Raw genomic sequence first — 25,805 nt, forward strand, 5'->3', positions numbered from 1 at the left:
CTTCGGGCACTGACCCCAAGCCAAGCAAAATTAAAATGCCCCCTCCCTACAAAACTGCTAAAATATAAATAGAAGAGTAATACGATAAGGGGTCTTGCGCAATGTTTGAATTATTGCTCACGATGGTTGAACGATTAGGGATTATTGTTACGATTGCGTTCGTGTTAACACGGTTCCCTTTTTTCCGGGACATGATTTATCAAGAACAGTTGGATCGAAGACAGCAGTTTACTGCCATCTTATTTTTTGGCTTCTTTGGCATTATTGGAACTTATTCTGGATTAACATTAAGTACGGAAAGCTTACACTTTAGTTCGTGGACAGCGGGATTGAATCAAGATGAAGCGATTGCGAACTCGCGTGTCGTAGGAGTGGTGATTGCCGGACTGCTTGGAGGTTATAAAGTAGGAATTGGGGCTGGGATCATTGCTGGTTTACACCGGTTCACGCTCGGGGGCTTTACCGGCATCTCTTGTGGGCTTGCGGCTATCATCGCTGGAGTTCTCGCAGGTCTGTTTCACCGCAAAAATAAACATGTTCGATTACAATCTGCATTTTTTATCGGTGCCCTGGCAGAAGCCGTTCAAATGCTCATTATATTGCTGATTTCCCGCCCATTTGAAAAAGCTTGGACACTTGTAGAACTTATCGGTGTTCCTATGATTCTTGCAAATGGAATTGGAAGCGCACTCTTTTTACTAATCATCAAAAGTGTGATAAACGAAGAGGAGCGAACGGGTGCGATTCAAGCACAAAAAACCCTCCGTATTGCTGAAAAAACGCTTAGCCATTTACGCAATGGGTTGTCCCAGGATTCGGCAAAAGCCGTCTGTCATATTCTCCATAACGAGATCCGTACAAGTGCCGTCTCTATGACCAATACGAAGGAAATTCTTGCGCATGTGGGGCTTGGTTATGACCACCATCAAGTCGGGAGCCCTATACAAACGCAAATTACTCAGTCTGCTATCCAAAAAGGCGAAACGATCGTTGCTGATAAAAATGCCATCCAATGCCGTGAAAAGAGCTGCCCTCTTGGTGCTGTAGTTGTTGCGCCATTACGACAACGGGGTGAAACGATTGGTACGTTAAAATTTTATTTCCGTTCTGAAAAAGAAATCACTCCTGTGATTATGGAGCTTGTGTCAGGATTAAGCTCATTATTAAGTAACCAGCTCGAAATTGCTGATGTTGACCGTGCTTATCAGCTGGCAAAAGAAGCGGAAATCAAAGCATTGCAGGCGCAAATTAGTCCGCATTTCTTATTTAATACACTGAACACGATTCTGTCGCTCATTCGTCTGGACCCTATGAAGGCACGCAAGCTACTCGTTTCACTGTCGCATTTTTTACGCCAAAACTTGTCCGTTACTACACAGAGCTTAACTACGCTCGAGCAGGAACTGAAGCATGTGAAAGCTTACTTAGCCATTGAGGAGGCAAGATTCGCCAATAAATTATCGGTTACCTATGATATAGACGAAGGCACACTGTTGCAAAATATTCCTCCGCTTACGCTTCAACCCATTGTTGAAAATGCGATTAAGCATGGATTTAAAGATAAAGAGAAAAATTGTTTCATCCATATTTCTACTAAAAAAGAACCAACACATATACTTGTCACCATTGAAGATAATGGCGAAGGAATTCCTGCTGAGAGAATTCTGCAATTATTAACGCAACCCATTTCATCTGAAATAGGAAGCGGAGTCGCACTATACAATGTAAATCGCCGGCTATCTTTTGTATTTGGTGAAAAAACTACCCTTCAAATCAACAGTACATTACAACAAGGTACGAGCATACAATTTTCGATACCAATCGGGGAGGTGAACGAAGATGGATCCATTTATTAAAGTGATGGTGGTCGACGACGAACCGTACAGTCGCGAAGAATTAAAGCATCTGCTGCAGTCCTTTTCAACGATTCAAGTGGTAGGAGAAGCAGAATCTGGTGAAGCGGCCCTTATAAAGGTATTACAGCTTCAGCCGGATGTCATCTTTTTAGACGTGGAAATGCCTCGAATGAACGGAATGGAATTAGCAAAGGCACTTAAAGAATTTAAAAAACCACCTTATATTGTGTTTGCTACCGCCTATCCTGAGTTTGCTGCGGAAGCATTCCGGTATGATGCCTTAGATTATTTATTGAAGCCTTTTGATGAAGATCAGCTACACGAAACCATCCGAAGATTAGAAAAAAAGCTTGCTCCAATAAAAGAGCAAAGCAAAACTTCCGGAAAGCTTGCGATTGAAGCAGACGGGGAGATTTTATTTATTGATCCAAAGGAAGTTTACTATATTGTGAGAGATGAGAAGAGTACGAAGCTTGTTACGGGGGATCATGAGCTCATTACGAAGCTCCCTCTTAAGGAGTTTGAATCAAGGCTCGTTCCCTTTGGATTTTTCCGTATTCATAAGAGCTTTCTTGTGAATTTAACCTATGTTAAACGGCTAACTCCATGGTTTAACGGCGCTTACCAGTTAGAACTTGAAGGAAAAAAGGAGCTTCTCTCTGTGAGTAGAAACTACGTGAAAGCACTTAGAGCAAGACTCGAAATCTAATCATCTACTTATTACGCATGTTAATTCAGGTTAACGACATGATAACGTTGGAAAACTGCTTTTTAATCCAAAATTCCCCTTTTAAGCTTTCTTGTCTTTTATAATTGTTTATGAAAACGCATTCATAAATATTTAAGGGGGAATTAGTTTGTATACCTTTTTAGCAGGAATTGCCCTACTCATCGTTGGTTACTTTACTTATGGAAAGTTTGTTGAAAAAATCTTTGGGGTGAAGGCGGATCGTGCGACACCTGCATATGTGAATAACGACGGAATCGACTATGTGCCAATGAGCACACCAAAGAACTCCCTTATTCAGCTTTTAAATATTGCTGGTACAGGACCTGTCTTCGGACCGATATTAGGAGCTCTTTACGGGCCGGTTGCCTTCATTTGGATTGTCATTGGCTGTATTTTTGCAGGTGCCGTTCATGATTATTTAACCGGTATGATTTCTATCCGAAACAAAGGAGCTCATCTACCTGAGCTAGCGAGCCGGTTCCTAGGAAAAGTGATGAAGCACGTCGTGAATGGCTTTGCTGTCCTTCTTCTTTTACTAGTTGGAACCGTGTTTGTCACCACTCCAGCTAGCTTATTACATGTTGTGATTGACGGAAAAATTGCCTTATCTCTTATTATCGTTGCAATTTTTGCATATTATGTTTTAGCTACTTTGCTTCCAGTGGACAAATTAATTGGTCGTTTATATCCATATTTCGGAGCACTTTTACTAATCAGCGCGCTAGGTGTTGGAATCATGTTGGTTGTCACAGGTGCACCAATTCCTGAACTGTCATTAACAAACTTCCACCCAGATAATCTACCAGTTTTACCATTGTTATTCTTTACGATCTCTTGTGGAGCTCTTTCTGGGTTCCATGCAACACAAACGCCAATCATCTCTCGTACCACTCAAAATGAGAAACAAGGCCGTAAAATTTTCTATGGCATGATGATCACAGAAGGTGTCATCGCTATGATTTGGGCGGCTGCTGCAATGAGCGTATTTGATGGCGGTTATGCAGGATTACAAGAAGTTCTAGCTGCTGGAGGACCTGGAGCCGTTGTTAGCCAAGCGTCTACCGCTCTACTTGGTGCGATCGGTGGTACATTAGCGATCCTTGGTGTAGTGGTGCTTCCAATTACATCTGGTGATACAGCTTTCCGAAGTGCACGTATGATTATCGCTGAATATATTAATGTGGCTCAAAAGAAACTGAGCAACCGTTTATGGATTGCACTTCCTTTGTTTGCGGTATCCGCTGTTCTTACTCAGATGGACTTTAACCTATTATGGAGATACTTCAGCTGGGCTAACCAGTCAACGGCTGTGATTGCCTTATTCGTTGCTGCCATGTACCTTTACATCGCGAAAAAGAATTACTATATTGCACTCGTGCCAGGAACATTTATGCTCGTAATGGTTATCACGTATATATTAAATGCACAAATTGGCTTTGGACTTTCTATGAATACTTCATGGATTGGTGGATTTATCGGAACAGCGGTCTTAGTCATCATGTTCTTCCGAGCTGCGAAAAAAGCACGTGCAAACAATCTACCGCTTGAAGAAGATATTTCGAATTGGAATCGAGTGGCGTAATAGTTGAAGCTGACTCTTTGGGAGTCAGCTTTTTTGGGTTTGTTGTTATTTAAAATTTTCATAGATAGAAAACATCGGTAGCATCGCGGCCATTACGATCAAGCCTACAATACTTCCCAACACAGCAATCATTAGAGGCTCGAGAATTGCACTCAAACGAGTAGACATTTCCTCCACATCGTCCTCATAAAACTCGGCAATTTTCTCAAACATCGTATCAAGCTGTCCGGTTTCTTCCCCGATTCGCACCATATGCGTAGTAATCTTAGGGAATACCCAGCTGTTCGCTAACGGAGTGGATAAACTTTCCCCTCGTCTTAACGAATTCTTTGAGTCCTCCAGCACCTTCGCGACAACTGAATTCCCTGCCACCTCTGCACTCATTGTTAATGTTTGCAGTACGGGTACCGAGCTAGCAAATAGAGAGGCCATCGTTCTTGATACACGTGCTAAAATGGTTTTCTGCAACAATATCCCAAAGATGGGCGTTCGTAATGCGATTAAATCAAGCATATACCGTCCCTTTGGATTCCGTTTGGTGGCTATAAATCCTACTACTAGTAAAATGACTAAAGATAAGGCGATATACCATTGATGAATCAAGAAATCAGACGCTGCCATCACGATTTTCGTCGGAACAGGGATTTCTCCACCTACGGATAGTAAATTGTTTAATAGACTAGGTAGAACCTTTGTTAAAAGGATCACGACAACGATAACTGCAACAATAGAAACAGCAATCGGGTACACCATCGCTGACTTAACCTTTTCCTTTACCTTACGATCTTTTTCATAAAAAATGGCTAACCGGTTCATAACATTTTCTAAGTCCCCACTCGTTTCCCCTGCAAGAACCATATTTACAAAAATACGATCAAAGATTTTCGGAAACTGTGAGCATGATTTTGACAGAGATGTCCCGGAACGAACATCTTGATAGATCGTCTTTAACGCTTGTTGAAACGGCTTTGATGACACTTGCTCGGACAAAAGATTTATTGCATCGACAATCGGCGTCCCTGCATTCAGCAAGGTAGCTAACTGACGGCAAAAAATAACGAAATCCTGATTCTTTACAGGCGCACCAATAATAATATTAAGATCCTTATTTAAAATGGACTCTTTTATTTCCTTTAGCTCAGCAATATATAAGCCTCTTCGTTCAAGCTCCTCTGCTGCCGCTACTTGATTGGCAGCCATGAGCTTCCCTTTTTGCTCTTTGCCGGTAAGAGAGTCAATTCCCTTATATTTAAATTGCATGTTCTCCCCGCCTTTTGGTCAAGGTTTATTGATGCTCATCCCAGCCCGGGACGAATTCATCTGCTGTTTGTTTGGTTATCAAGCCACTTTGAACGAGTTCTCTTACCGACATATTCATCGTTTGCATGCCGAGAGCTTTATTCGTTTCTAAGATGGATTGAATTTGGTGGATTTTATTTGACCGAATCAAGTTAGAGACCGCATGATTGTTTACCAGGATTTCCATTGCTGCTCGTCTACCGTTATCCTGCGCCATCGGTAGTAAACGTTGGGAGATGACTCCGATAAGATTTCCTGCAAGCTGCGTGCGAATTTGCTGTTGCTGGGTGCCAGGGAACACATCAATAACCCGGTCTACCGTTTGAGCTGCTCCAGATGTATGAAGAGTTGCAAGCACAAGATGGCCTGTTTCCGCAGCTGTAATGGCCGTTTGAATCGTATCTAAATCACGCATCTCACCAACGAGGATCACGTCAGGATCTTGACGAAGCGCTGCGCGTAACCCAACGGCAAATGAGTTCGAATCCTGACCAATTTCACGCTGGTTAATAATACTGTTTTTATGACGATGCAAATACTCAATCGGATCCTCTAGCGTTAAAATATGTTTGCTCATATTTTCATTGATAAAATCAACAATCGCTGCAAGAGTCGTAGACTTCCCGCTTCCAGTGGGACCTGTTACAATCAGCAAACCTTGTGTTTTCTGTGCAAAGCTTCGAATGATCGGTGGAAGATAAAGGTCATTTATATTTGGTATCGTACTGTTTATTACACGGCAAACAGTGACAACCGAACCACGTTGACGGAACACATTCACACGAAAGCGACATACACCAGGAAGGCCATATGAAAAGTCAATTTCTCCATTTTTTTCAAAAATCTCCAGCTGTGCCTCATTCATCAATTCACGTGCCATTTCCTCGGTATCATTCGGCTTAAGAATGGCTGTTCCAACCTTCTTTAGCTTCCCATTGATACGTACAATGGGCGTCACACCTGTAGTAATGTGTAAATCCGATGCCCCATTTTGAAACGCAAATAATAATAGTTTTTGAATCATCGTGCTCTTCCCCCGTTATTCTACCGTTACGCGATAAACCTCTTCTAATGTAGTTAATCCTTGTGCTGCTTTTTGCAATCCATCCTCAAACATAGATACGAAACCTCTTGTGTTTACGTACTTACGATAAGCGGAGTCCTGCATCTTTTGTGTAATCATATTTCGTAGCTCATCATCAATGAGGAGTGTCTCATGAATGGCCATCCGTCCGCGATACCCAGAATTATTACATGCGGAACAGCCTGTCCCTTTTCTCAGTTGGCTTGTATCAATTCCTCTAGCTTGAAATTGCTCTCTTTCTTCCATTGTCGGCTCATACGGACTCGCACAGTTTTTACAAACTTTCCGAACCAAACGCTGCGCAACAACCCCCGTCACAGCCGAAGACACTAGAAAGGGCTCAATGCCCATATCCATTAGACGACTAACCGCAGAAACAGAGTCATTTGTATGAAGCGTACTTAACACCAAGTGACCTGTGAGTGCTGATCGTAAAGCAATTTCCGCTGTTTCTGTATCACGAATCTCACCAAGCATGATAATATCCGGGTCCTGTCTGAGGATGGAACGAAGACCAGCCGCAAACGTCATACCAATATTCGCCTTGACCTGAACCTGATTAATTCCACGAATCTGATATTCAACCGGATCCTCAACCGTGATGATATTCACTTCCTCGGTATTCAGCTTTTGCAAAGCGGTGTAAAGGGTTGTCGACTTCCCTGACCCTGTAGGACCGGTAACAAGAATAATTCCGTATGCATTGCTAATCATTTTTCGGAAGTTTGCTTCATTTCTCTCAGAAAAACCAAGCTTTTCAATCCCCAGCACCACGTTTCCCGTATCCAACAAACGCATAACAACCTTTTCTCCAAAAACAGTTGGAAGAATCGATACACGAAGGTCAATATTTCTCATATCAATGTCCATTTTAAAACGTCCATCTTGCGGAAGGCGCTTTTCAGCGATGTTCAACTTCGACATAATCTTGATTCTTGAGACAAGAACATTGTTCATATTTTTCGGAAGGGTACGCTCTGTTCGCAGGACTCCGTCAACACGCAGTCTGATTAAGGTTTCATGCTCATGCGGGTCAATATGGATATCACTTGCCCCGACTTGAAGCGCCTGACTTAAAAGCTGATTGACCATTTTTGCGACTGGAGAATCATCTGACTGCTGTGCTTCTAAAAAGCCTTCGTCATCTTCATTTAACGGCATGTCCTCAAGCATTTTATCAATGGATTTTTGCATACCATAATAACGATTTAACGCTACCTGAATTTCATGCCTTTTTGCTATCGCAGGCTCAATCCTGAAGCCGGTGCTCAACCGAAGATCATCAATCGCAAAATAATCGAGTGGATCGACCATCGCCACTAGCAATTTATCATTTGTCTTTTTAAGAGGAAGCAGCTGGTACTTTCTCGCTAATTCTTCATCTATAATATTAATGAGCTTTCGATCAATCTCAAGCTCATACAAATTCACCTTTTTAATGCCGAGCTGGAATTCCAGCACTTGAATAATCGTGTCTTCATCTACGATATTCATCGCAACTAACTGATCACCGAGACGCAAACCAGAACTCTTTTGCTGAAGCAGGGCATCCATTAATTGCTCTTCTGTAATTACATTCGTTTCAATAAGCAAATCGCCTATACGCTTTCGCTTAAGTGCCATTCTGTTGCTCTCCTTTTTATTGGTTTTTAATTATATCAGCGCGTTTATGGGACTTATCAGCGAGTTTTTAAATATATCGGCGACTTTGAAGAACTTATCAGCGAGTTTCCGAATATATCAGCGACCTCACTTCTTTAGCGATTGTTCTGCATATTCCCATTCAAATTTAGAGTGTAATCAATAAGCAACCCATCGATTTTCCAGAGCTTTTTCACATCAGGTTCACTTTCATAACTTGCCAAGATCTCTTCAATATCTTTTAAAATCGTCACCGTCTTATCTAGCTGACTTTTTCGATTATCATCAATCGACTCCATATGCTCAGTTACTTCTTGATCATACGCCTCTAATGCACTAGAAACCTGCCCCTTTAATTCACTCGTTACTTCTAGAGTATTTTCTGCAATCCCCTTAGTAGTGGCAGACGTAATGCTAGCTAATGCTTGCTGAGCCACGGGCAGTAGCCAGTCATTTTCTTCAGTAGTTAAATTAATTTTCAAGGGCATAATATAAGTTTCAAATCCCAATGAATTAATCGCTTTTGCTTTTTCGGCAGCTGATGCCATGTCATGACTAATCGATGAAAAAATTAGGCTAATCGAGCTGTCCGACACGCGCGGGTCGATTCCCTTCGAAAGGATGTTATCCACTTGAATATATAAGTATTTATCGGCTGTATAAGCTCCTGTTTGAACTAGATAGAATCCCTTCCCCTCGCCTTCCACAGGAGGAGTGTCCATTGTTACTTTGATTGAGGAGCTATCCACCACGATATCCGTGTCGTAGCGGATTACCTTTTCCTCTGCTTGTGCCTCTTCCACCGATTCTTCTGTCTTTTCCTCTGACTTAGCAGCAGCTACCTTCGCAACCGTAGCCTTTTCAATGATCGCTTGGAAAGCTTCACAATAAAACACTCGAGCAGATACGGTTGCGTCCATATTACCTTTTTCAGAATTCAACGAGTACATGACATTCTGAATATGGAAAACTCTCGCCATCTTTTCAAGCTTATCGACGAATACATTGATGTCTTCTTCACTGCCGTTCAAGGAGATTTGCACATCGATATAAGAAACGGTAAACTCCTTCACTTCACTTACTCTTTCTTCAAGAAGCTTGTAGATTGATTCAGGGAATACTTTACTCCACTGATCCTGATCTACGGTTCCTTCTGTAGAAGTTGCTGCTTCAGCTTGAGCTTCTTCTTCCGATTCTGTTTGGAAAGAGATAGAAGAAACGGAAGTTCCTGTTTCCCCTTCTGTTTTTTCAATATCTTTAATTACCTGCTCTATATTCGGACGTCCAGGAATTCCTTCGATTAGTTCCTGTTTTTCCGCTTCGGTCATCGTTTGTGGTTCTAACGATTGAAGCACCTTTTCATAACTGCTAGCATCAGCTTTTATTCTTTGTAGGTTTGCTTCTTTTTCCGTTTTTTCTGCAGCAAGTGGTCGTACGAAGGCGGAGTAGAAGATTCCACTAAATGCGACCAGTATAGCCGTTGCAGTGATTAAAATCTTTTCCTTTAGCAAGCTCTCTAATTTCATTGCTGATCACCTTCTAACGTCACAACAGTTGCCTCAAAATACGCTTCGTACAAATTTTTCTCTGTATTTAAACTAATACTTGTCACCTTTGCTTCTATCACATAATCAGCCTCCAACAACTGCTGAAGATAGGTAGCAGCGGAATCTTTAGATGAAAAGAGAATCGTCATAGACAGCACGCCCGTATTTTCAAAATTATAGTTCGAGACAGAACCACCTTCGGGAAGAAGCTTGTACAAATCTTCTTTTATGGTGATTGGATTTTTATAAATTCCATTTAAAAATCCATGAATCGTATTATATTTATCTACGAAATTATATTCTGTCACACCTGTTCTGCGGCTCGTAATCTCCGCTAACATCGTATCTCTCGCCTGGGTATTCGTTGCAATTTTCTCGTCAAGCTCATGAATTGAACTTTTTCCCAAAATAAATACAATAATGAGTAATGCGGAGATAACAAGAAACAAGCCTGCTGCACCAAGTAAAAATGGCAACCTATTTAGCCTGTTTCTCCTCTCCTGTGGCAATAAATCTATGCTAATATTCACTACGATCTCCCCAATCTACCACCATTACTTTTTCCACTTCTTCTTAACTGTTTCATTTCCTTTAAGAGCTAGTCCAATCGCAACACTGGTTGAGTTCAGTAGCTCTTTTTTATGAAAATCGTTTGTAACAATCTTAGAAAAATCAATATCAGCCACTTCTACTTCGAGCCTCTCAGATAATACAGAAACGAACTGGCAAGCATTTTTACCAGTGATGATTACTCGTTGAAAATCACCATTCCCTTTGCTTAAGGAGTAGCGAAAGAAGTTCTGTGCCTTCTCTATTTCCGTAACCACATCGTTAATATACGTTTCTTCATTAAAGGCTGTCTCCTCAACGGACGCAGCTGCTTCCGCTTTACTATCTACAAATCCATCAAATGGCAACACATCACTTGTTGAAAACAAGTCTTCCTGTTCGGATTCCGTCGTTCCCACCGTCATTGTTCTCGAGAAGGCAATGGTTTCATTGGCGAAAATATGGATATCAATAGACTCTTTAGAAAGATCCACAACCATCTCTGTTTCAATTAGCCAGTCCGGGTTTGTGTGTGAGATCAGTCGCTGTAAAGCCGTTCCACGAATTTCCGCGCTTAATGGCTTCAAACCTGCCTGAATACTCACTTCTAAAAAATCCTCAGATAACGGTAGAGACGTAGCAAAAAACAGAATATCCGCTTTATCGGTAGCCTTTTCTCTTGCTGCAGAAGCAAACTCCTCAGCTGTCAGATTCTCAATATCCTTCTGCTCCTCTGGCTCCACCTTAATCGTCCCTATCTTCACAAAGTCATAAATCGATTTTTCAAAAGGAAGATGGATACTTTCCCCGACTTGATATTGAAGAAGCTTCGCGAGCTCTTCCTCCTTTAAATCAGGAAGAGAGGTAATTCTTCTCACAATAATGTTTTGTGTCGGAAAAGCAAGATGAACCGGCTTGTCCAATACCTTCTCCTTCAACAAGTCAGCTATACCATTTATATCGGCCATTCTTGAATTTTCTATTATAGGAATCTTTGTATCTATCACATCTATATCAAGTAAAACAGGTTTGTTGTTTTGGATTTGCACCTTCGCAGTTGTTATATACTGATCGCGAAAGTCTATGCCAGAGAATGTATCGTTTTTCTTGAAATTGAACATGCTGCACCTTCTTTCTGATGTTGATTTTTAGCGGTTGGTTGAGAAATTTAAAGACGCTGGTTGAATGGTTGATGTATACTGATTTTTCGTTTGAGTACCATTTATTTGTTGGCAGGCAACGGGAAGTAGCGTACAGCTTATTCCTTTTGCCTCGCCATTAATAACGAATGCATTGGAATCAGCATGTGCATTTCTTACTATTAATCCGCTATTCACCTCTAAAATGGAACTACCACCGTGGTATAACTCATCAACTATTAATGCACCATTAACCACTATTTGGGTGTTTTGGCCACTACCTTTAAGGTCGATCTCTTTAACGTAAACGATCGCATCATTTGGGATTATTATCTTTGTGTTATTTCCACTAAGTCGAATTGTTTGAATTCTAGTAACACCACTAGGAAATGTATACTCCATATCACTATCGAGGTCATGTTTATCAATAGAATCTATTGTGCTTCCACTAGCTAATGAGCTAACAACTGTATCGTAATTTAAAATCGTTATTGGTCCAAATTTCGTCTGATCGTAAGTACCTTTATTAGCCCCTAAGAAAGAATTGTAGTTATAAATGTTATAAGCATTTTTCGTTTCTGTAAGTGGGTTGGCAGAGTAATCAATGTTTAGACCTACTCTTCTAATTAGGACTGAATTATCTTTATACCTTGCTTCTAGCGTGACATTTACACTTTTGGTTGTAGCAGATGGTGTTAATATACTGAAGTTATTTGGTAACACAATATCTACTATCACATCTTTCCCGCCGATATTATATGAACGTGTACCAGTTACTTCTTTCAAATATGCAAAAGGTCCACTACTACCTGTACTAGCATTTTTATAATTACTCATTTCAGCCAAGACAATTTCAATCGCACCTTCAGCCCGATAAAACTCCTCTTGTTCCTTTGTTGTTTTAACCACATTTTGAAGGCCATAAGTAGTGGTCGATAACATGGCTGTTCCTACGATACTAACTAGGACAACAATAAAGAGGACAATCATTAACGCTGCCCCTGATTCATTTCCTTTTAATCTTTGAATCATGTTAATCCCCCTCATCGACCACTCAATACCTTACTCTTTTTTGCGCGTCATTAAAGACTTCTGTTGATACCTTATACTCGTGTTCATCTTTTTCTAATACCAGTGTCACTTTGTACCGTTTTTTCGTTCCACCTTCTACTAGCTGTTCAGTTACTGTATAGCTTTTTACGTTTTTAGATAATACTGTGCCCGATACTAACTTAATTTCACCATTAGAATAAACAATCTTACTACTAATCTCCTGTCCATCTCTAACAGTATTTGAGATGGTTTCCATAATGAAACGCGCCTCTCTCTGTAGTTCATTTTCCTTTGCTACTGCTCGTTCCATTTTTGTCCCATAGCTAAACAGTGAAAAGGCAAGTGCTGAGATACTTACCATAATTAAAATGACAATGAGTAATTCAATTAGTGTTACACCTTTTTCATTTCTCACTGCTTTTTCACCACCGTGACAAGTTCTATACTTGAAGAGTCATTTGATACTACTTTTGCCGTTATTTCAGTAAAATCAATCGCACTATACCTAACCGTTTTCTCTGTTAATGTAACTTTTGCATCATGGTTTGCAATGGTAGTGGAGACACATCCTTGATCGTCTTTGCAATAATATTGTGTAGGAGAAACTCCACTTTTGTACCCTTTTTCACGGATAGTCTCCATGATCTGTTGACCATAATAATTCAATTGCGTATCTTCACCTTGCTCTACCGTCCTAGTAAAGGAACCTGTCATAATTAGGAGCAAAGGCACAATTACCATTCCAGCAATAACGACAGAGATCAATAATTCAATTAAAGTTACTCCCTTTTCGTTGTTCATTTTTATCTGCCCCTTATAGGAGTAATGAGCTGTACCAAGTCCAAATTTCTTCCCCGTACAGATAAGCCACTAATGTTCCAATCATAATCGATGGCCCAAAGGCAATCGGTTCTTTTCTTTTAACTATTTTCAAAGAGATTAATAGTAGTCCCACAACTGCTCCTACAAACGAAGCTAAAACCAAGCTCATTACAGTAAGTGCTGGGCCAAGTACCATTCCAATGGCTGCATATAGCTTAATGTCACCGCCACCCATTCCGCCTTTGCTGACAACCGCCAATAATAACAGTAAACCAAAGCCTACAGCTCCACCGATTAAATAAGTTAGGAGTGGCTCCTCACCAATGAAGAATCTTGTAATTATTAACACCACTATACTAGGTAATGTAATTACGTCTAAAATTAACTTTTCGCGAATGTCGGTTAGTACAGACAGAATTAATAAAGTTGATAAAAGGATTGCAGGTATTAACTCTGGTGTAAGATTGATTTTCTTGTACACAAGGAAAAAAATAATGGCAGTCATACCTTCTCCTAATGGATATAGAGGAGATATTTTTTCTTTACAATAACGACAACGGCCCTTTAGGAGTAGGTAACTAAATAGAGGAAATAAGTCAAAGAAACCCAGCCTGTGGTTACAGTAGGTACAGTGGGATGGTGGGTAGGAGATAGATTCTCTTTTTAAGAGACGGATTGCTACTACGTTAAAGAAGCTACCGAACAGTAAGGATATAATTATTACTAGGACATCAACTATGAGCATCTTGTAATCTCCTTTTCTTTAATAACTGTTTGAGATAATAAAAAAAATAAAGCTGCCGCTATCTATGGAGACGCAGCAGCCATTTATAATATTTATTGAGTACAAGCGGCAGTTTTATCGCCTGAGGTCGTAGCAGTAATAACTACCTTTTTACTACCATTTAACTCAAAATTACCTGAACAATCTGTAAATGTTTTAATCGATGGCTTTGAATCTAAAAAAGGTCCCCCAATATTAGAATTGCCACTCTCAGCTAATAACAAAGTATCTAAACTAGCTGGAGGTCCATCATTAAGGGTTGTATATCTATTAACAGCATCTTGTAATATTGTTAGATTTTGTGCATTAGTACTCTTAGCCGCATCATCCTTATTACTCATCACCATCGGTATCGCCACAGCAGCAATAATCCCCAAAATAACAATTACAACTAACAGTTCAATTAGTGTTAGACCAGCTTGGTCTTTCATTTTCTTCTTTAATGATTTTAACATGAAGAAAGGTCCCCCTTAATAGTTTTTTAGTTTGTATATTTCAAAAGTCGTTCTCGGACTTTTAAAATCTGAAAATAAAAAAACCTATACAGCTCATTCGGTAAGAATGTAGTTGTATAGGTCGGTTGCACCAATCGCTCGATATGACTCAGGTGCCCATGTACAAGTCATATTTCGTCGCGCCCTATTTGTTAACGTAATGTGATAAACATTACTTATGTACTAGTTATTCTATATTAAAAAAAATGAAATTAAAAGAGGATTTTTGTAAATTTATAACTAGAAATATTATATTTAAAAATTGCTCCATCCATCATTAAACCTAGCCTTACAAGTGTTTCAAAAAACACTTTCTAAAAAATCAATTTCAAAATATAATATCGTAAACATTTAACATACATTAAACAAATTTAGTTCCATTTACCTACGAGAACGAAAAAGGCCATCTATAAAAGACCGCCCTTACTACTATTCCATATTCGAAATATTAACAATCTGAATCGCTTCTTCTCGGCTCGACACCTGGAGTTTGTTCAGGATATTGGTTACATAGTTAGATACGGTTTTGTTCGAGATGTTGAGGTGCTCGGCAATTTCTTTATTGGTTGCTCCATCGGCAATTAAATAGAGTACTTCACGCTCCCGACTGGTTAGTTCAGGAAAGAGCTGTTCACTCGCAGCCGGTCTTGTAGAGGAAAAATAGTGAACCATTTTAGCAGCAATCTCGGCACTAAAAATCGCTTCACCAGCTGCAATTGTTTTTATCGCTCGGATAATTTCTTCCTTCCCTGCATCCTTTAAAATATACCCTTTTGCCCCCATCCTCATCGCGGTAAAAACCGATTGATCATCCTTAAACATCGTAAAAATTAATATATTGGTCTCGGGATTGGATTGCTTAATTTTCTTTGTCGCCTCAATTCCGTTCATCCCTGGCATTCGAATATCCATTAAAATAACATCCGGATTCAGCTGCTTGGCTTGGTTGACTACATCCTCACCCGAGTTAGCCTCGCCAACAATTTCTATTTCAGGTACCGTTTTTAAGTACGTAGATACTCCGTACAGAAAGAACGGGTGATCATCTGCTAATAGCACTCGTATCGTTTTCATACCTTTCCCCCTCTTTCTCTTTTATGAGAGGGATCCAAGCTAAGATTCTTGTTCCACCCTCTATCATCCGTTCTATGGTTAGTTCTCCGCCTAGCTCTGCTGCCCGTTCTTTCATAGATGGAACACCAAGCCCCCCTATCGTTCTTGCTTCTTTCTTTTCAATAAACCCTATTCCATCATCACATATCTCTATAACCAACCGATCCTCCAACTCCATAAGTGATACACTCGCATGGTTTGCCTGTGCATGCCTTACCACATTCACGACCCCTTCGGAAATAATCCTGAAAACAGCCACTTCCACTGCGGGAGGAATACCCTCTAACTTTTCAGGAAGCTCATACGAGAAGGAAGGTGAAGCCTTATTTGTTTTTCCAATCGAGGATACCTCCTCAATCCGCTGTTTAACAGCAGCCACTAAACCTAGCTCGTCAATCGCTGCTGGCCTTAAGTCATAAACCAGTCTTCGAATATCATCTACTGTTCCAAGAATCATTCTTTGGTGTTCTGCTAATAATGTTTTCACGGTTTGTGGATCTTTTTCAACGAGATCCTCTGCAGCGGCTGCAGTATACGCCAGTGCAGCAAGTCTCGGAGCTAGGTCATCGTGTAAATTTCTTCGTAAAAAATGCCTTTCTTCCTCTCTAGCTAATACTAATCTCTCTCGTGATGTCTGCAGCACACGGTTCAGTGCTTTTACATCCTCTGTAGCTTTTAAATCTTGTAACAGTGGACCAAGCTGCTGAATCAACACTTCCCAAAGCTTTTCATCTGCTTTCGTAAACGCTTCTCCAGGGGACCTAGGAGCAACTAGTAAACACCCAATCATGACCCCACGATACATAATGGGTAATCGCCGAACCTCTGGTTGCCTCTCTCCGTATTGAGCAAGAATAATTTCCTCGTTGTTCTGGAGCAATTGAATCGAAGCATATGGCAGTCGCAAGATTTCCTTTAGCGTTTGTACGACTTGGTCTAACACTTGCTCTGGTGTTTGAAGCTCTTGAATTTTTTTCCCGAGCAAGGCAAGAACAAAGTATGGGTTACCCTGCTCCCCATACATTTTATAAATTAGCATTTGCTGAACCTTTTCTTTAATAGGAGAAAAGGTAACAGCCACGATACTTGTTGCAATAATCGAAATGGCAAAATTATGGTCATCGGTTTTAAACATATTACTCAAATACCAAACAACCGCTACATAAATCCCAATCACTACTAAAAGCATAATGGAATATACAAGAGTTCGGTTGAGCAAAGGGTCAATATCCCAAAGCTTTCTTCTTAAAAGGGCAAAGGTTATTGAAACTGGAATCAGAAGCATGAATAAATAGATAAAGCTATTAAAAAACATAAAGTAAAGGACACTGCCATTTTCAAAAATCGTGCGATCAAATAGTAATGGGATAAATACTAAACATAAAAAACCAAAGATAGCACCGGAAAAACCGAAAACAACCCACTTGGTTTGCTGCCTTTCTACCTGAGATGAAACCTTTCGATAACGGTGAATTTGAGCATACAAAAGGAAGCCTAATGTAACTAACAAGCGCAAATACATCACCCCTGGTGGCAGCTCTTCCATAAAGTTTAGCAACAATAATATCCCAATCGCTATGAGCACATAAGGACTCCACCTTGGAACAAAGCGCCCATTGGGGAAAAGCACAAAAAAGAGACACAAGGAGCCCCAGCCTACGAGACTCATCACATCATTGATAAGAAACAAAAAAGAGTCTTGCTCAGCTGTTACAAATACCAATGATGGAAAGGTAATTCCAAACGATACAAGTACAGTGGCCCCCAACACCCCCATCATTTCATGGCCCTTTTTCCAATAGATCATAAACGCAGCTACGAGAAATACAAAGATAAACACACAATCTAATACGGTATAAAAGAGAGCATAGATAGATTCATTGATTCCAAGCTTATGAAGCTCATCCACTCCAGGAGGGGGACTAGGAGACGCAAAGCATTCTTCCTTCACACAATCCTTTTCGAGACGATCGTAATAGGTGGGAATTTGAATCACAGCGAAACTAATATAACTTAAGCAAATAACGGCTACCATTATACGAAACAATGAAAACCATTTTCGACTTCCTTCCATCTCCTCTCCCACCTCCCTCTTTAACACCAATTATAGCAAGGGAACCCATAATAAGGATGCATATTTTCCTTTTCCCAAAGGAATTTCCCAGCCCTTAGGAAAAGTTCCCTTTTTCCTCAGGAATTCCCGTCTTGCTATGATCTAGTTGTAAAGAAAAACATATATGGAGAGTGGATAAAATGACAGTTGAAAAAACAACAAAATGGATTGCCGTAATCGCAATTTTAGCAGGAGTAGTGAGAATGCTCATGACCCCGATGGCACTTATATTTGGTGTGGATAGCCCTCAGGAGATGTGGCCAGGATTTATTGCATGTGTGTTAATGACGGTAGGTGCAATTGGCTTATACCTTGCTCAAGCTGATAAAATTGGTGTTCTTGGCTTTATTAGCTTCGTGCTATTAACCATTGGGAATATTCTCGTTACATTAGGTGCCTTTATGACGTTGGCTGGGTATGCCCCAAAGCCTGAATTCATGGTTATTAACATTCTTATGATGCTCTGCTTAACATTAGGAAGTATTTTGTTTTCCATTGTTACCTTTAGAGCAAAAGTTCTACCTCGTTCTGGTTCCGTACTTATGATTCTCTTTGTATTACTCATGTTCTCTCCTGCTGGAAGTTATCTAGCACTTGCATGGGGACTAAGCTATATCCTTTTAGGAATGGGTGTATGGAAGAAACACAACTTACAAAAAGAAATCGCATTACAAGCATGATGCTGTTTCGGGGCTCCTTTTCTATAAAGGAGTCTTTTTCAAGTAAATAATCTGACAAGTTGCTCCTACCTTTTCTAGGTAAGAGCTTTTTTATTGTTAAAAAATGTTACAACATAGCAGACAGAATATTCAAACATACATATAATACAGACATAAACCCACCTATTATATGAGACTTCTTTATCCCTCCAACCCAAAAAACTAACCTTTTTACAAAGGTTAGTTTTTTACTCAAGGCTCTTTTCTTAAACTTTGTTGCTTTTTAGAACAAAATTGTAGGATTGTGCTAAGTTCCCGCAGAAAATAGCATAAAAATAATAAGAAAAGAGCCTGCAAACTAAATTCTTAAGCGTAAAATAGTTACTACCTTACGAAAACAACCTTACTCAATCATTCACTACATCGGAAAAGGTGATTCTATTGGAAAAAGTATTTTTTATGAATGAAGCGATTAAGTTAGCGTGTGAAAATGTGTTAAGTAATCATGGTGGTCCTTTTGGGGCAATTGTGATTAAGGACGGAAAAATTATCGGAAAAGGAAAAAATGAGGTCACGAGCAGTAATGACCCTACTGCCCATGCAGAGGTTCAAGCGATTCGTGAGGCTTGCTCCTATTTAGGAAGCTTTCAATTAACAGATTGTGAGATTTATACAAGCTGTGAACCATGTCCGATGTGCATCGGAGCGATTTATTGGGCGAGACCAAAGGCAGTCTATTATGCTTGTACTAAAGAGGAAGCGGCTCAAATTGGCTTTGATGATCACTTTATTTATGAAGAAATTAGCTTGCCAATTGAAAACAGAACGATTATGATGAATCAAATTACTGTTGAACAGTACAATCTACCGTTTAAAATGTGGGAAGTATCATCTGACAAAACAGAATACTAGTCTCTAATAGACATCTAGGAGGAGAGTATGGAAAAAAACAGACTAAAACAACGTATTGAAGCAGCCTCAGGGAAAACGGAGGCTGATCTTGTCATTAAAAACGGCAAAATTATTGATGTATTTACCGGTGAAATTTATGAAGGTGACGTTGCCATCACAGATGGAGCCTTCGTTGGAGTGGGAACTTATTCGGGGAAAAAGGAATTTGATGCAAGCGGGCGATATGTATGCCCTGCTTTTCTTGATGGTCATGTTCATATTGAATCATCTATGGTGTCTCCAAAGGAATTTGCGAAGGTTGAGCTACTAAGAGGAGTTACCACTATTGTTGCCGATCCTCATGAAATCGCCAATGTACTAGGTGTTAAAGGAATTCAGCTTTTACTTGATACTTCTGAAAATCTCCCCTTTAATTTTTACTTTATGCTTCCTTCTTGCGTACCTGCCACTAGCTTTGAGTTAGCGGGTGCCACACTTGAGATTGAGGATCTGTCCCCATTGTTTTCCCATCCAAGAGTGCTTGGTTTAGCAGAGGTAATGAATTTTCCAGCTGTGAAAAATGCGGAAGAGTCGATGTTAAATAAGCTATATGAAGCGAAGCGGTTAAACGCAAAAATTGATGGTCATGCCGCTGGACTGAGTGATATGGACATTAATGTCTTTATGACTTCTGGTGTTCGAACCGACCATGAGTGTACCTCCGCCGAAGATGCGAATGCTCGTTTGCGGCGCGGGATGTACCTTATGATTCGGGAAGGCACCGTTGCAAGAGATTTAAAGAAGCTGCTTCCTGTTGTGAATGAACGAAATGCTAGACGTTGTCTTTTTGTCACAGATGATAAGCATCTTGATGATATCCTTCATGAAGGAAGCATTGATTACAATGTTCGATTAGCCATTTCGGAAGGACTCGACCCCCTTACAGCCATTCAATTAGCTACTATTAATACAGCTGAATGCTTTGGTTTACAGGAAAAAGGGGCGATTGCACCAGGATATGACGCGGACTTTTTACTACTAGATGATCTGCAATCCTTAAGCATTTCCCATGTATTTAAAGATGGGAATCTTATGGTTGAACACGGGCAATTAATTAATTTCCCAGAAAATGAGCAAACAGACATTTCTTCTGAATATGTAAATACCGTTTGTTTTCATGATTTTTCCGAAGAGGCGTTACATCTTCCCATCACTGAAAACAAAGCCAATATTATAGAAATCAATAAAAACAGTCTCGTAACCAATCATCTCGTTGAAGAAGTGACCGTAAACGAAATGGGTTGTTTTGAATCATCGTTAGAAAAAGATCAATGCAAGTTAGTCGTCATTGAAAGGCACCATTACACCAATGAAATTGGCTTAGGAATCGTCAAAGGATTAGGATTGAAAAATGGGGCAATCGCTTCGACGGTTGCTCATGATTCACATAATTTAGTCGTAGCTGGAACAAGCGACTCCGATATTTTATATGCTGCTCAAAAAATAAAAGAAATGCAGGGCGGTCTTGTTGTTGTTAAAGATGGAGAAGTGTTAGCATCTCTACACCTCCCCATTGCTGGTCTTCTTTCAATGGGAACATACGAAGACGTGTATGCTGGATTGAATAAGCTGACATTCGCACTAAAGAAAATTGGAGTAGGTGAAGGCTTCAACCCGTTCTTAACGGTATCCTTCTTATCACTTCCTGTCATTCCAGAGATTAAGCTTACCGCTCAAGGACTTTATGATGTAAAAAATCAAATGCATATTCCATGTTAAAAAAAGGTAGAAGGAATCCCTTCTACCTTTTACTAGTTCTTATAAACTATCCCCCGTTGTTGTACTCTGATCAGTCGTGCTTGAATCCGTACCAGGCGCTGTACCTCTATCTGGTCGTTCCATTCCTTCAGGAGGTGTTCCTCCATCGCCTTTCATTCCGCCACCACGGCCTCCCATTCCACCCATACCGCTTTGGGCTTCTGTCACTCCTGATTCATTCAGCCAGGTTACGACATCGGAAATGGTGAACGCGACAACCTTCGTGCCACCACTATATTCTCCATCCGTGTATAAACCATTCGTTTCCGTACCTGTTGAAGTTCCTCCAGAATATAATGTGTAACTAGAGTCCTTCGCTAAATCAGGTGAGCTGATATATACAGATGAATATTCTTTTTCTGGTGCAAAAGTGGCTATTGTATTTCCTTCACTATCCTCTAAGTGTATTAGTGTTCCTGCACTTTGAGTTGCTGGGTATGTCATGAGAATTCCATTTTGTTCTGACGTATCAGAGCTTGCTTGGACCATTCCAGAGCTACCAGCTGCAATTAATAACCCTCCAGAGATTTCAAAGGTACCATTATAGTCTAATGAACCATTTCCGTTATTCGTTGGACCACTTACGACTGCTGTCCCTCCGGTCATAACAAAGTTTCCATTCGAGTCAAGTCCGTCACCTTGTGAATTAACAGACACGTAACCACCACTGATTTGAAGCATCATATCAGATGATGTGCTGCTTTCCATGTCCATTCCTGAACCATCGACTCCTCCACCAACATTGACTCCATCATCACTTGCGGTTACATCAATCGTTCCATCTGCAATCGCGATTACAGAACCCTCAATTCCTTCGTAACTCTTAGTAACAGTGATATTTCCACCTTTCGTTAAGACCGAAGAGTCCGCGTGAATGCCATCATCTCCCGTTGCGATGGTAAAATCACCCGCTTCAATAAGGACGTTACCATTACTATGAACGGCGTCATCTAGCGAATCAATGGCAAATGTCCCACCAGCGATGGCTAGTTCAGCTGTTGCTTTTAATCCTTTTGCACTGCTTGTTTCTGTCGTTGTTGTCGTTGTAGAAGTTGTAGATTCACTCTGGCCTCTTCCACCCATAGCATTTTCATTTGCGGCTACTGTCTCAGGGCTCCCTCCACCAGTTGTAATGGTATAATCTCCACCTAACGTATACAGAGATGTTTGGGCTTGAATTCCATCATTTTCTGCTGTAATCGAATATGTTCCAGCTTCAATGACTAGATTTCCTTTTTCTGCATCCTCATCATTTGTCGTTTTCATGCCGTCACCACCTGCTGTAATCGTGAACGTTCCTTCCTTAATAGCTAGTAGGTCTCGTCCAACAATCGCATCGTCCTTAGCGGTAACTTCAATATTTCCACCTGTAATTTTCAAATCATCTTTTCCTGTAATTCCGTTGTTAAAGTTCGCTTCAACCACAAGTTTCCCTTCACCATTAATCGTTAAATTGCCTTTACTAAAAATGGCTGAGTTTGGTTCTTCTGCTTCTGCATCATCGTACGCATACTGTGTTCCATCTGTAACTGTATTTTCCGTTCCTTCAGGCATAGAAAGGACTGTTTTCTCTGCATTCTTCACATAAATTGGGGCTGAAGAACTGCTAGTAATATCTACTCCATTTAAAACCAGTCGAACGGTATTGTTATCCTCTGCATCTACAACAATTTGACCATCGTCTAATGTTCCACTAAGTACATATATGCCACCTGTTTTAATCGTAATGGTACTTCCTGAAACAACCACGGCACCAGATCCTTCATAGGTTGCTGTTGATCCATTCAACTGAATACTCGTAACATCTTCATTTTTCCATTCTGTATAAAGATCATCGTCACTATAACTCACAAGTCCGCTTACAACGGATTGTATATCGCTGTCTCCTAATGTGCTTAAACTCTCTATATTAACCTCTGTAGCGGTACTTGTACCTGAACTTGATTCCTCCTCTGTATTGCTGCAGGCAAATAATAATGTTGTGCACAATAAAGGTGCAATTAGCTTTGTAAATTTATATTTTCGTTTCATCAACTTGGCTCCTTTTCTATTTGATAAGCCTATTATGTTTGCCCAACCTTAACAAAACCTTAAAAAAATCTATATTCAATAAATAATTTGCATTTCTCGAATTTGCCCCTATAATCGAACTTAATTCATTCGAGAAAAACAATTCATTAAAGGAGGCGCCAAAATTGAATTTATTAATTATAGAAGATGATAAAGTCCTCTCGGAATCAATTAAAGAAACGACCAAGGAAATGTTTCATATTGAACAGGCGTTTGATGGGGAAGAAGGATTGTACTTAGCGGAACAAAATATTTTTGATGTAATCATACTAGACATAATGATGCCTCATATGAATGGATACGAGGTACTGGAAGAACTCCGAAAGAAGAATATTACGACGCCTGTTATTATCCTAACCGCAAAAGACGGCATAGATGATAAGATCAAAGGATTTAAGGTGGGTGCAGACGATTATTTAGTCAAACCATTTCATCGTGAGGAGCTTTTGCTACGATTAGAAGCAATGGTACGACGTTCAGTTGGCTCATTTAAGGAAAATATTCTTTCATTTAAGGATTTACATTTAAACTTAAAGAACAAAACAGCTTCGATCGGTGAAGAAGTGATAAAACTAAATGGAAAACAGTTCGATTTACTCGAGTATTTAATCAATAATAAAAATACGATCTTAACCAAAGAACAAATTTTTGACCGAATCTGGGGATTTGAGTCAGATACGTCAACGACTGTTGTGGAAGTGTATGCAAGCAACCTACGCAAAAACTTAAAAAAATACGATTATGATCAATATATAAAAACCTTTCGAGGGTTAGGCTATATGCTTTCTGATGGTGAAGGAAATGTTTAAGGAGAAAATCTTCCGTAGCCAACAGCTCAAGTTCATGATCTTTAATCTTATTGCCTTTACGATTATTTTCACGATTTTTGGAATTATTATTTTCAGCCAGGTTCAAGGAACTTTATTTTCAAAAACAGACGATGAGCTTAAGATCTTTAAGGAGAAGTATACTGGAGAGTTTTCTGATTTAAATAATGGAGACCGTCCTCAGCAAGATATGGATCGAACTCCTCCAATTGATGAACAAAGAGCGATAAAAAACCCCCGTATTATCGTCCTAAATTGGAGTAAAGATGGCGAAATTATAGAGGAAGACCAATTTGGATTATTATTTTACGAAAGCTATTTACAAGACTTTACGTTAGATACAACCAATCTTGATACAATTACAAATACAACCATTAACGATCAATATCATTTTAGATATTTGCTTTTCGAAGACACCAATGAAGATGATGATGTAGCGTATGTACAGTTAATGATCAATACTAACGCAGAAGAAACAATCATTAATAACTTTTCAAAGCTAATCATTATCTGTTCAATCGTCTTTATCGTTCTTTCTATTTCAGCAAGTTATATTTTATCGAAAAAGATGATGCAACCGATTATTCTTTCATGGAAAAAGCAAGCCGAGTTTGTTGAGAATGCATCACATGAATTACGAACTCCGTTGACGATTATTCAAAATAAACTTGAGCTTTTGTTAACTGCCCCTCAGGAGAAAATAGCGAACAAATTTGAAAATATTGCACTAAGCTTATCCGAAACTAGAAGACTATCGAAGCTCACTTCTGATTTATTAACCCTAGCTCGTGCTGATTCTGCTGAAACACAGCTGGTGAAGCAATCCATTCATGTGGATACCTTCGTGAAAAACGTTTGCGCTCCTTATATCGAAATTGCTGAGTCACTAGACAAGCATTTATGGCTTCAGTTGAATTGCGACATGAAAATGGAAGCAGACGAAGTCCGCCTACACCAGCTGCTCGTCATATTACTTGATAATGCGTTAAAATATACCGGTGAAAATGACAGCATTGGCGTAAAAACATATGAAGAAGACCACAAAATTGTTTTTGAAGTGAGTGATACGGGAATCGGGATCAAGGAAGAGAATATGAAATATATTTTTGATCGTTTCTATCGCGAAGATAAAGCTCGTTCTAGAGAAACAGGTGGAGTCGGTCTAGGATTATCTATTGCTCACTGGATTGTGAAGCAGCATGATGGAACCATTAAGGCAACCCAGAATAAAAATAAAGGAACTACCTTTAAAGTAAAACTACCTAGATAGGGTCACAAACGTGGCCCTCTTTTTTTACACAAAATAAAGGCATGGATTTTTCTTATCCATACCTTTATTAGTAATATTGATTTTTTATCATTAGCCAGATACCTTTTCTAACTTTATTGTCTCGTATAATTCCACAAATTCTGTTGCTAAATCCTTCATGGTGATGGCGTTCATCAGATGATCCTGTGCATGAACCATTAATAGAGAAATCTCTACCTTTTCTCCTCTGATTTCACCTTGAATCAATGAAGTTTGAACATGATGTGCCTCGTTTAATGCATCTGCTGCTTCTTGCAGTTTTGCTCGTGCTTCTGTAAAATCTCCTCGCTTTGCTGCCGCAATGGCTTCCATTGAACAGCTTTTTCCATTTCCACCATGTAAAATAATCTGAAATATTGTTTCTTCCATAGATGCCATTGTAAACCCTCCGTAAGAAATTAGTCTCACATGTACTCATGTGAGAC

Annotated in this window: 23 protein-coding genes and 1 riboswitch; of the genes, 8 read left to right on the top strand and 15 right to left on the bottom strand. The window is 39.8% G+C overall.

The window, feature by feature from the left end; genetic code table 11:
• Positions 1 to 101 precede the first annotated feature (101 nt).
• From ACRX5O_RS23280 to ACRX5O_RS23290, 3 genes are all read left to right on the top strand, one after another.
• The gene (locus tag ACRX5O_RS23280) at positions 102 to 1,856 is read left to right on the top strand and encodes a LytS/YhcK type 5TM receptor domain-containing protein (RefSeq protein WP_433908127.1); all 1,755 of its coding nucleotides are present in this window, start codon (positions 102 to 104) and stop codon (positions 1,854 to 1,856) included.
• Positions 1,840 to 2,565, top strand: coding sequence for a LytR/AlgR family response regulator transcription factor (locus ACRX5O_RS23285; protein ID WP_433908128.1), 726 nt, complete (start codon positions 1,840 to 1,842; stop codon positions 2,563 to 2,565). The genes ACRX5O_RS23280 and ACRX5O_RS23285 overlap by 17 nt, the downstream gene beginning before the upstream one ends.
• A 148-nt stretch (positions 2,566 to 2,713) precedes the next feature.
• Complete coding sequence (locus ACRX5O_RS23290) at positions 2,714 to 4,168, top strand: carbon starvation CstA family protein (protein ID WP_433908129.1); 1,455 nt, start codon at positions 2,714 to 2,716, stop codon at positions 4,166 to 4,168.
• A gap of 45 nt (positions 4,169 to 4,213) precedes the next feature.
• Here ACRX5O_RS23290 and ACRX5O_RS23295 read toward each other — a convergent pair whose 3' ends face one another.
• From ACRX5O_RS23295 to ACRX5O_RS23355, 13 genes are all read right to left on the bottom strand, one after another.
• Positions 4,214 to 5,428: a type II secretion system F family protein gene (locus tag ACRX5O_RS23295; RefSeq protein ID WP_433908130.1), complete on the bottom strand. Its 1,215-nt coding sequence runs from the start codon at positions 5,426 to 5,428 to the stop codon at positions 4,214 to 4,216.
• Between the two features lie 25 nt (positions 5,429 to 5,453).
• A complete protein-coding gene (locus tag ACRX5O_RS23300; protein ID WP_433908131.1) occupies positions 5,454 to 6,491 on the bottom strand; it encodes a type IV pilus twitching motility protein PilT in 1,038 nt (345 codons plus the stop codon).
• Between the two features lie 15 nt (positions 6,492 to 6,506).
• Positions 6,507 to 8,174 (bottom strand): type II secretion system ATPase GspE, encoded by a 1,668-nt coding sequence (gene gspE / locus ACRX5O_RS23305; RefSeq protein WP_433908132.1) that lies wholly within the window; start codon positions 8,172 to 8,174, stop codon positions 6,507 to 6,509.
• 134 nt (positions 8,175 to 8,308) lie between these two features.
• A complete protein-coding gene (locus ACRX5O_RS23310) occupies positions 8,309 to 9,718 on the bottom strand; it encodes a hypothetical protein (protein ID WP_433908133.1) in 1,410 nt (469 codons plus the stop codon).
• Positions 9,715 to 10,269 carry a hypothetical protein gene (locus tag ACRX5O_RS23315; protein ID WP_433908134.1) on the bottom strand — a complete coding sequence of 185 codons (555 nt, stop codon included), beginning with the start codon at positions 10,267 to 10,269 and terminating at the stop codon, positions 9,715 to 9,717. The genes ACRX5O_RS23310 and ACRX5O_RS23315 overlap by 4 nt, the downstream gene beginning before the upstream one ends.
• A 24-nt stretch (positions 10,270 to 10,293) precedes the next feature.
• Positions 10,294 to 11,409, bottom strand: a complete 1,116-nt coding sequence (gene pilM, locus ACRX5O_RS23320; protein WP_433908135.1) for a type IV pilus biogenesis protein PilM — start codon at positions 11,407 to 11,409, stop codon at positions 10,294 to 10,296.
• A 27-nt stretch (positions 11,410 to 11,436) separates the two neighbouring features.
• The gene (locus ACRX5O_RS23325) at positions 11,437 to 12,459 is read right to left on the bottom strand and encodes a hypothetical protein (RefSeq protein WP_433908136.1); all 1,023 of its coding nucleotides are present in this window, start codon (positions 12,457 to 12,459) and stop codon (positions 11,437 to 11,439) included.
• A gap of 22 nt (positions 12,460 to 12,481) precedes the next feature.
• The gene (locus ACRX5O_RS23330) at positions 12,482 to 12,895 is read right to left on the bottom strand and encodes a prepilin-type N-terminal cleavage/methylation domain-containing protein (RefSeq protein ID WP_433908137.1); all 414 of its coding nucleotides are present in this window, start codon (positions 12,893 to 12,895) and stop codon (positions 12,482 to 12,484) included.
• Entirely contained in the window at positions 12,892 to 13,281 is a 390-nt protein-coding gene (locus ACRX5O_RS23335) for a type IV pilus modification PilV family protein (protein ID WP_433908138.1), read from the bottom strand. Before ACRX5O_RS23335 ends, ACRX5O_RS23330 begins: the two co-directional genes overlap by 4 nt.
• Before the next feature lie 13 nt (positions 13,282 to 13,294).
• Positions 13,295 to 14,047 (bottom strand): prepilin peptidase, encoded by a 753-nt coding sequence (locus tag ACRX5O_RS23340; protein ID WP_433908139.1) that lies wholly within the window; start codon positions 14,045 to 14,047, stop codon positions 13,295 to 13,297.
• Between the two features lie 92 nt (positions 14,048 to 14,139).
• Positions 14,140 to 14,541, bottom strand: coding sequence for a type II secretion system protein (locus tag ACRX5O_RS23345; RefSeq protein ID WP_433908140.1), 402 nt, complete (start codon positions 14,539 to 14,541; stop codon positions 14,140 to 14,142).
• A gap of 110 nt (positions 14,542 to 14,651) precedes the next feature.
• Positions 14,652 to 14,735, bottom strand: a riboswitch (cyclic di-GMP riboswitch).
• A 274-nt stretch (positions 14,736 to 15,009) separates the two neighbouring features.
• Entirely contained in the window at positions 15,010 to 15,654 is a 645-nt protein-coding gene (locus tag ACRX5O_RS23350) for a response regulator (protein WP_433908141.1), read from the bottom strand.
• Complete coding sequence (locus ACRX5O_RS23355) at positions 15,623 to 17,767, bottom strand: histidine kinase (protein WP_433908142.1); 2,145 nt, start codon at positions 17,765 to 17,767, stop codon at positions 15,623 to 15,625. Before ACRX5O_RS23355 ends, ACRX5O_RS23350 begins: the two co-directional genes overlap by 32 nt.
• Before the next feature lie 179 nt (positions 17,768 to 17,946).
• On the opposite strand from ACRX5O_RS23355, the gene ACRX5O_RS23360 reads away from it, so the two are divergent.
• The 3 genes from ACRX5O_RS23360 to ade all read left to right on the top strand — a co-directional run bounded on the left by ACRX5O_RS23360 (position 17,947) and on the right by ade (position 21,135).
• Positions 17,947 to 18,486, top strand: a complete 540-nt coding sequence (locus tag ACRX5O_RS23360) for a hypothetical protein (protein WP_433908143.1) — start codon at positions 17,947 to 17,949, stop codon at positions 18,484 to 18,486.
• Between the two features lie 420 nt (positions 18,487 to 18,906).
• Positions 18,907 to 19,377: a nucleoside deaminase gene (locus ACRX5O_RS23365; protein WP_430774390.1), complete on the top strand. Its 471-nt coding sequence runs from the start codon at positions 18,907 to 18,909 to the stop codon at positions 19,375 to 19,377.
• Between the two features lie 27 nt (positions 19,378 to 19,404).
• The gene (gene ade / locus ACRX5O_RS23370; RefSeq protein ID WP_433908144.1) at positions 19,405 to 21,135 is read left to right on the top strand and encodes an adenine deaminase; all 1,731 of its coding nucleotides are present in this window, start codon (positions 19,405 to 19,407) and stop codon (positions 21,133 to 21,135) included.
• A gap of 39 nt (positions 21,136 to 21,174) precedes the next feature.
• Here ade and ACRX5O_RS23375 read toward each other — a convergent pair whose 3' ends face one another.
• On the bottom strand, positions 21,175 to 23,205 hold the full coding sequence (locus tag ACRX5O_RS23375) for a carbohydrate-binding domain-containing protein (RefSeq protein ID WP_433908145.1): 2,031 nt from the start codon (positions 23,203 to 23,205) through the stop codon (positions 21,175 to 21,177).
• A gap of 164 nt (positions 23,206 to 23,369) precedes the next feature.
• On the opposite strand from ACRX5O_RS23375, the gene ACRX5O_RS23380 reads away from it, so the two are divergent.
• Positions 23,370 to 24,053, top strand: a complete 684-nt coding sequence (locus tag ACRX5O_RS23380) for a response regulator transcription factor (protein ID WP_433908146.1) — start codon at positions 23,370 to 23,372, stop codon at positions 24,051 to 24,053.
• Positions 24,046 to 25,341, top strand: coding sequence for a sensor histidine kinase (locus ACRX5O_RS23385; RefSeq protein ID WP_433908147.1), 1,296 nt, complete (start codon positions 24,046 to 24,048; stop codon positions 25,339 to 25,341). The genes ACRX5O_RS23380 and ACRX5O_RS23385 overlap by 8 nt, the downstream gene beginning before the upstream one ends.
• Before the next feature lie 90 nt (positions 25,342 to 25,431).
• Here ACRX5O_RS23385 and ACRX5O_RS23390 read toward each other — a convergent pair whose 3' ends face one another.
• Entirely contained in the window at positions 25,432 to 25,758 is a 327-nt protein-coding gene (locus ACRX5O_RS23390) for a PTS sugar transporter subunit IIA (RefSeq protein ID WP_433908148.1), read from the bottom strand.
• Positions 25,759 to 25,805: the final 47 nt, after the last annotated feature.

Origin of the sequence: Robertmurraya mesotrionivorans (genome assembly GCF_050971805.1) — a bacterium.
In the GTDB taxonomy this organism is placed as follows: domain Bacteria; phylum Bacillota; class Bacilli; order Bacillales; family Cytobacillaceae; genus Robertmurraya_A.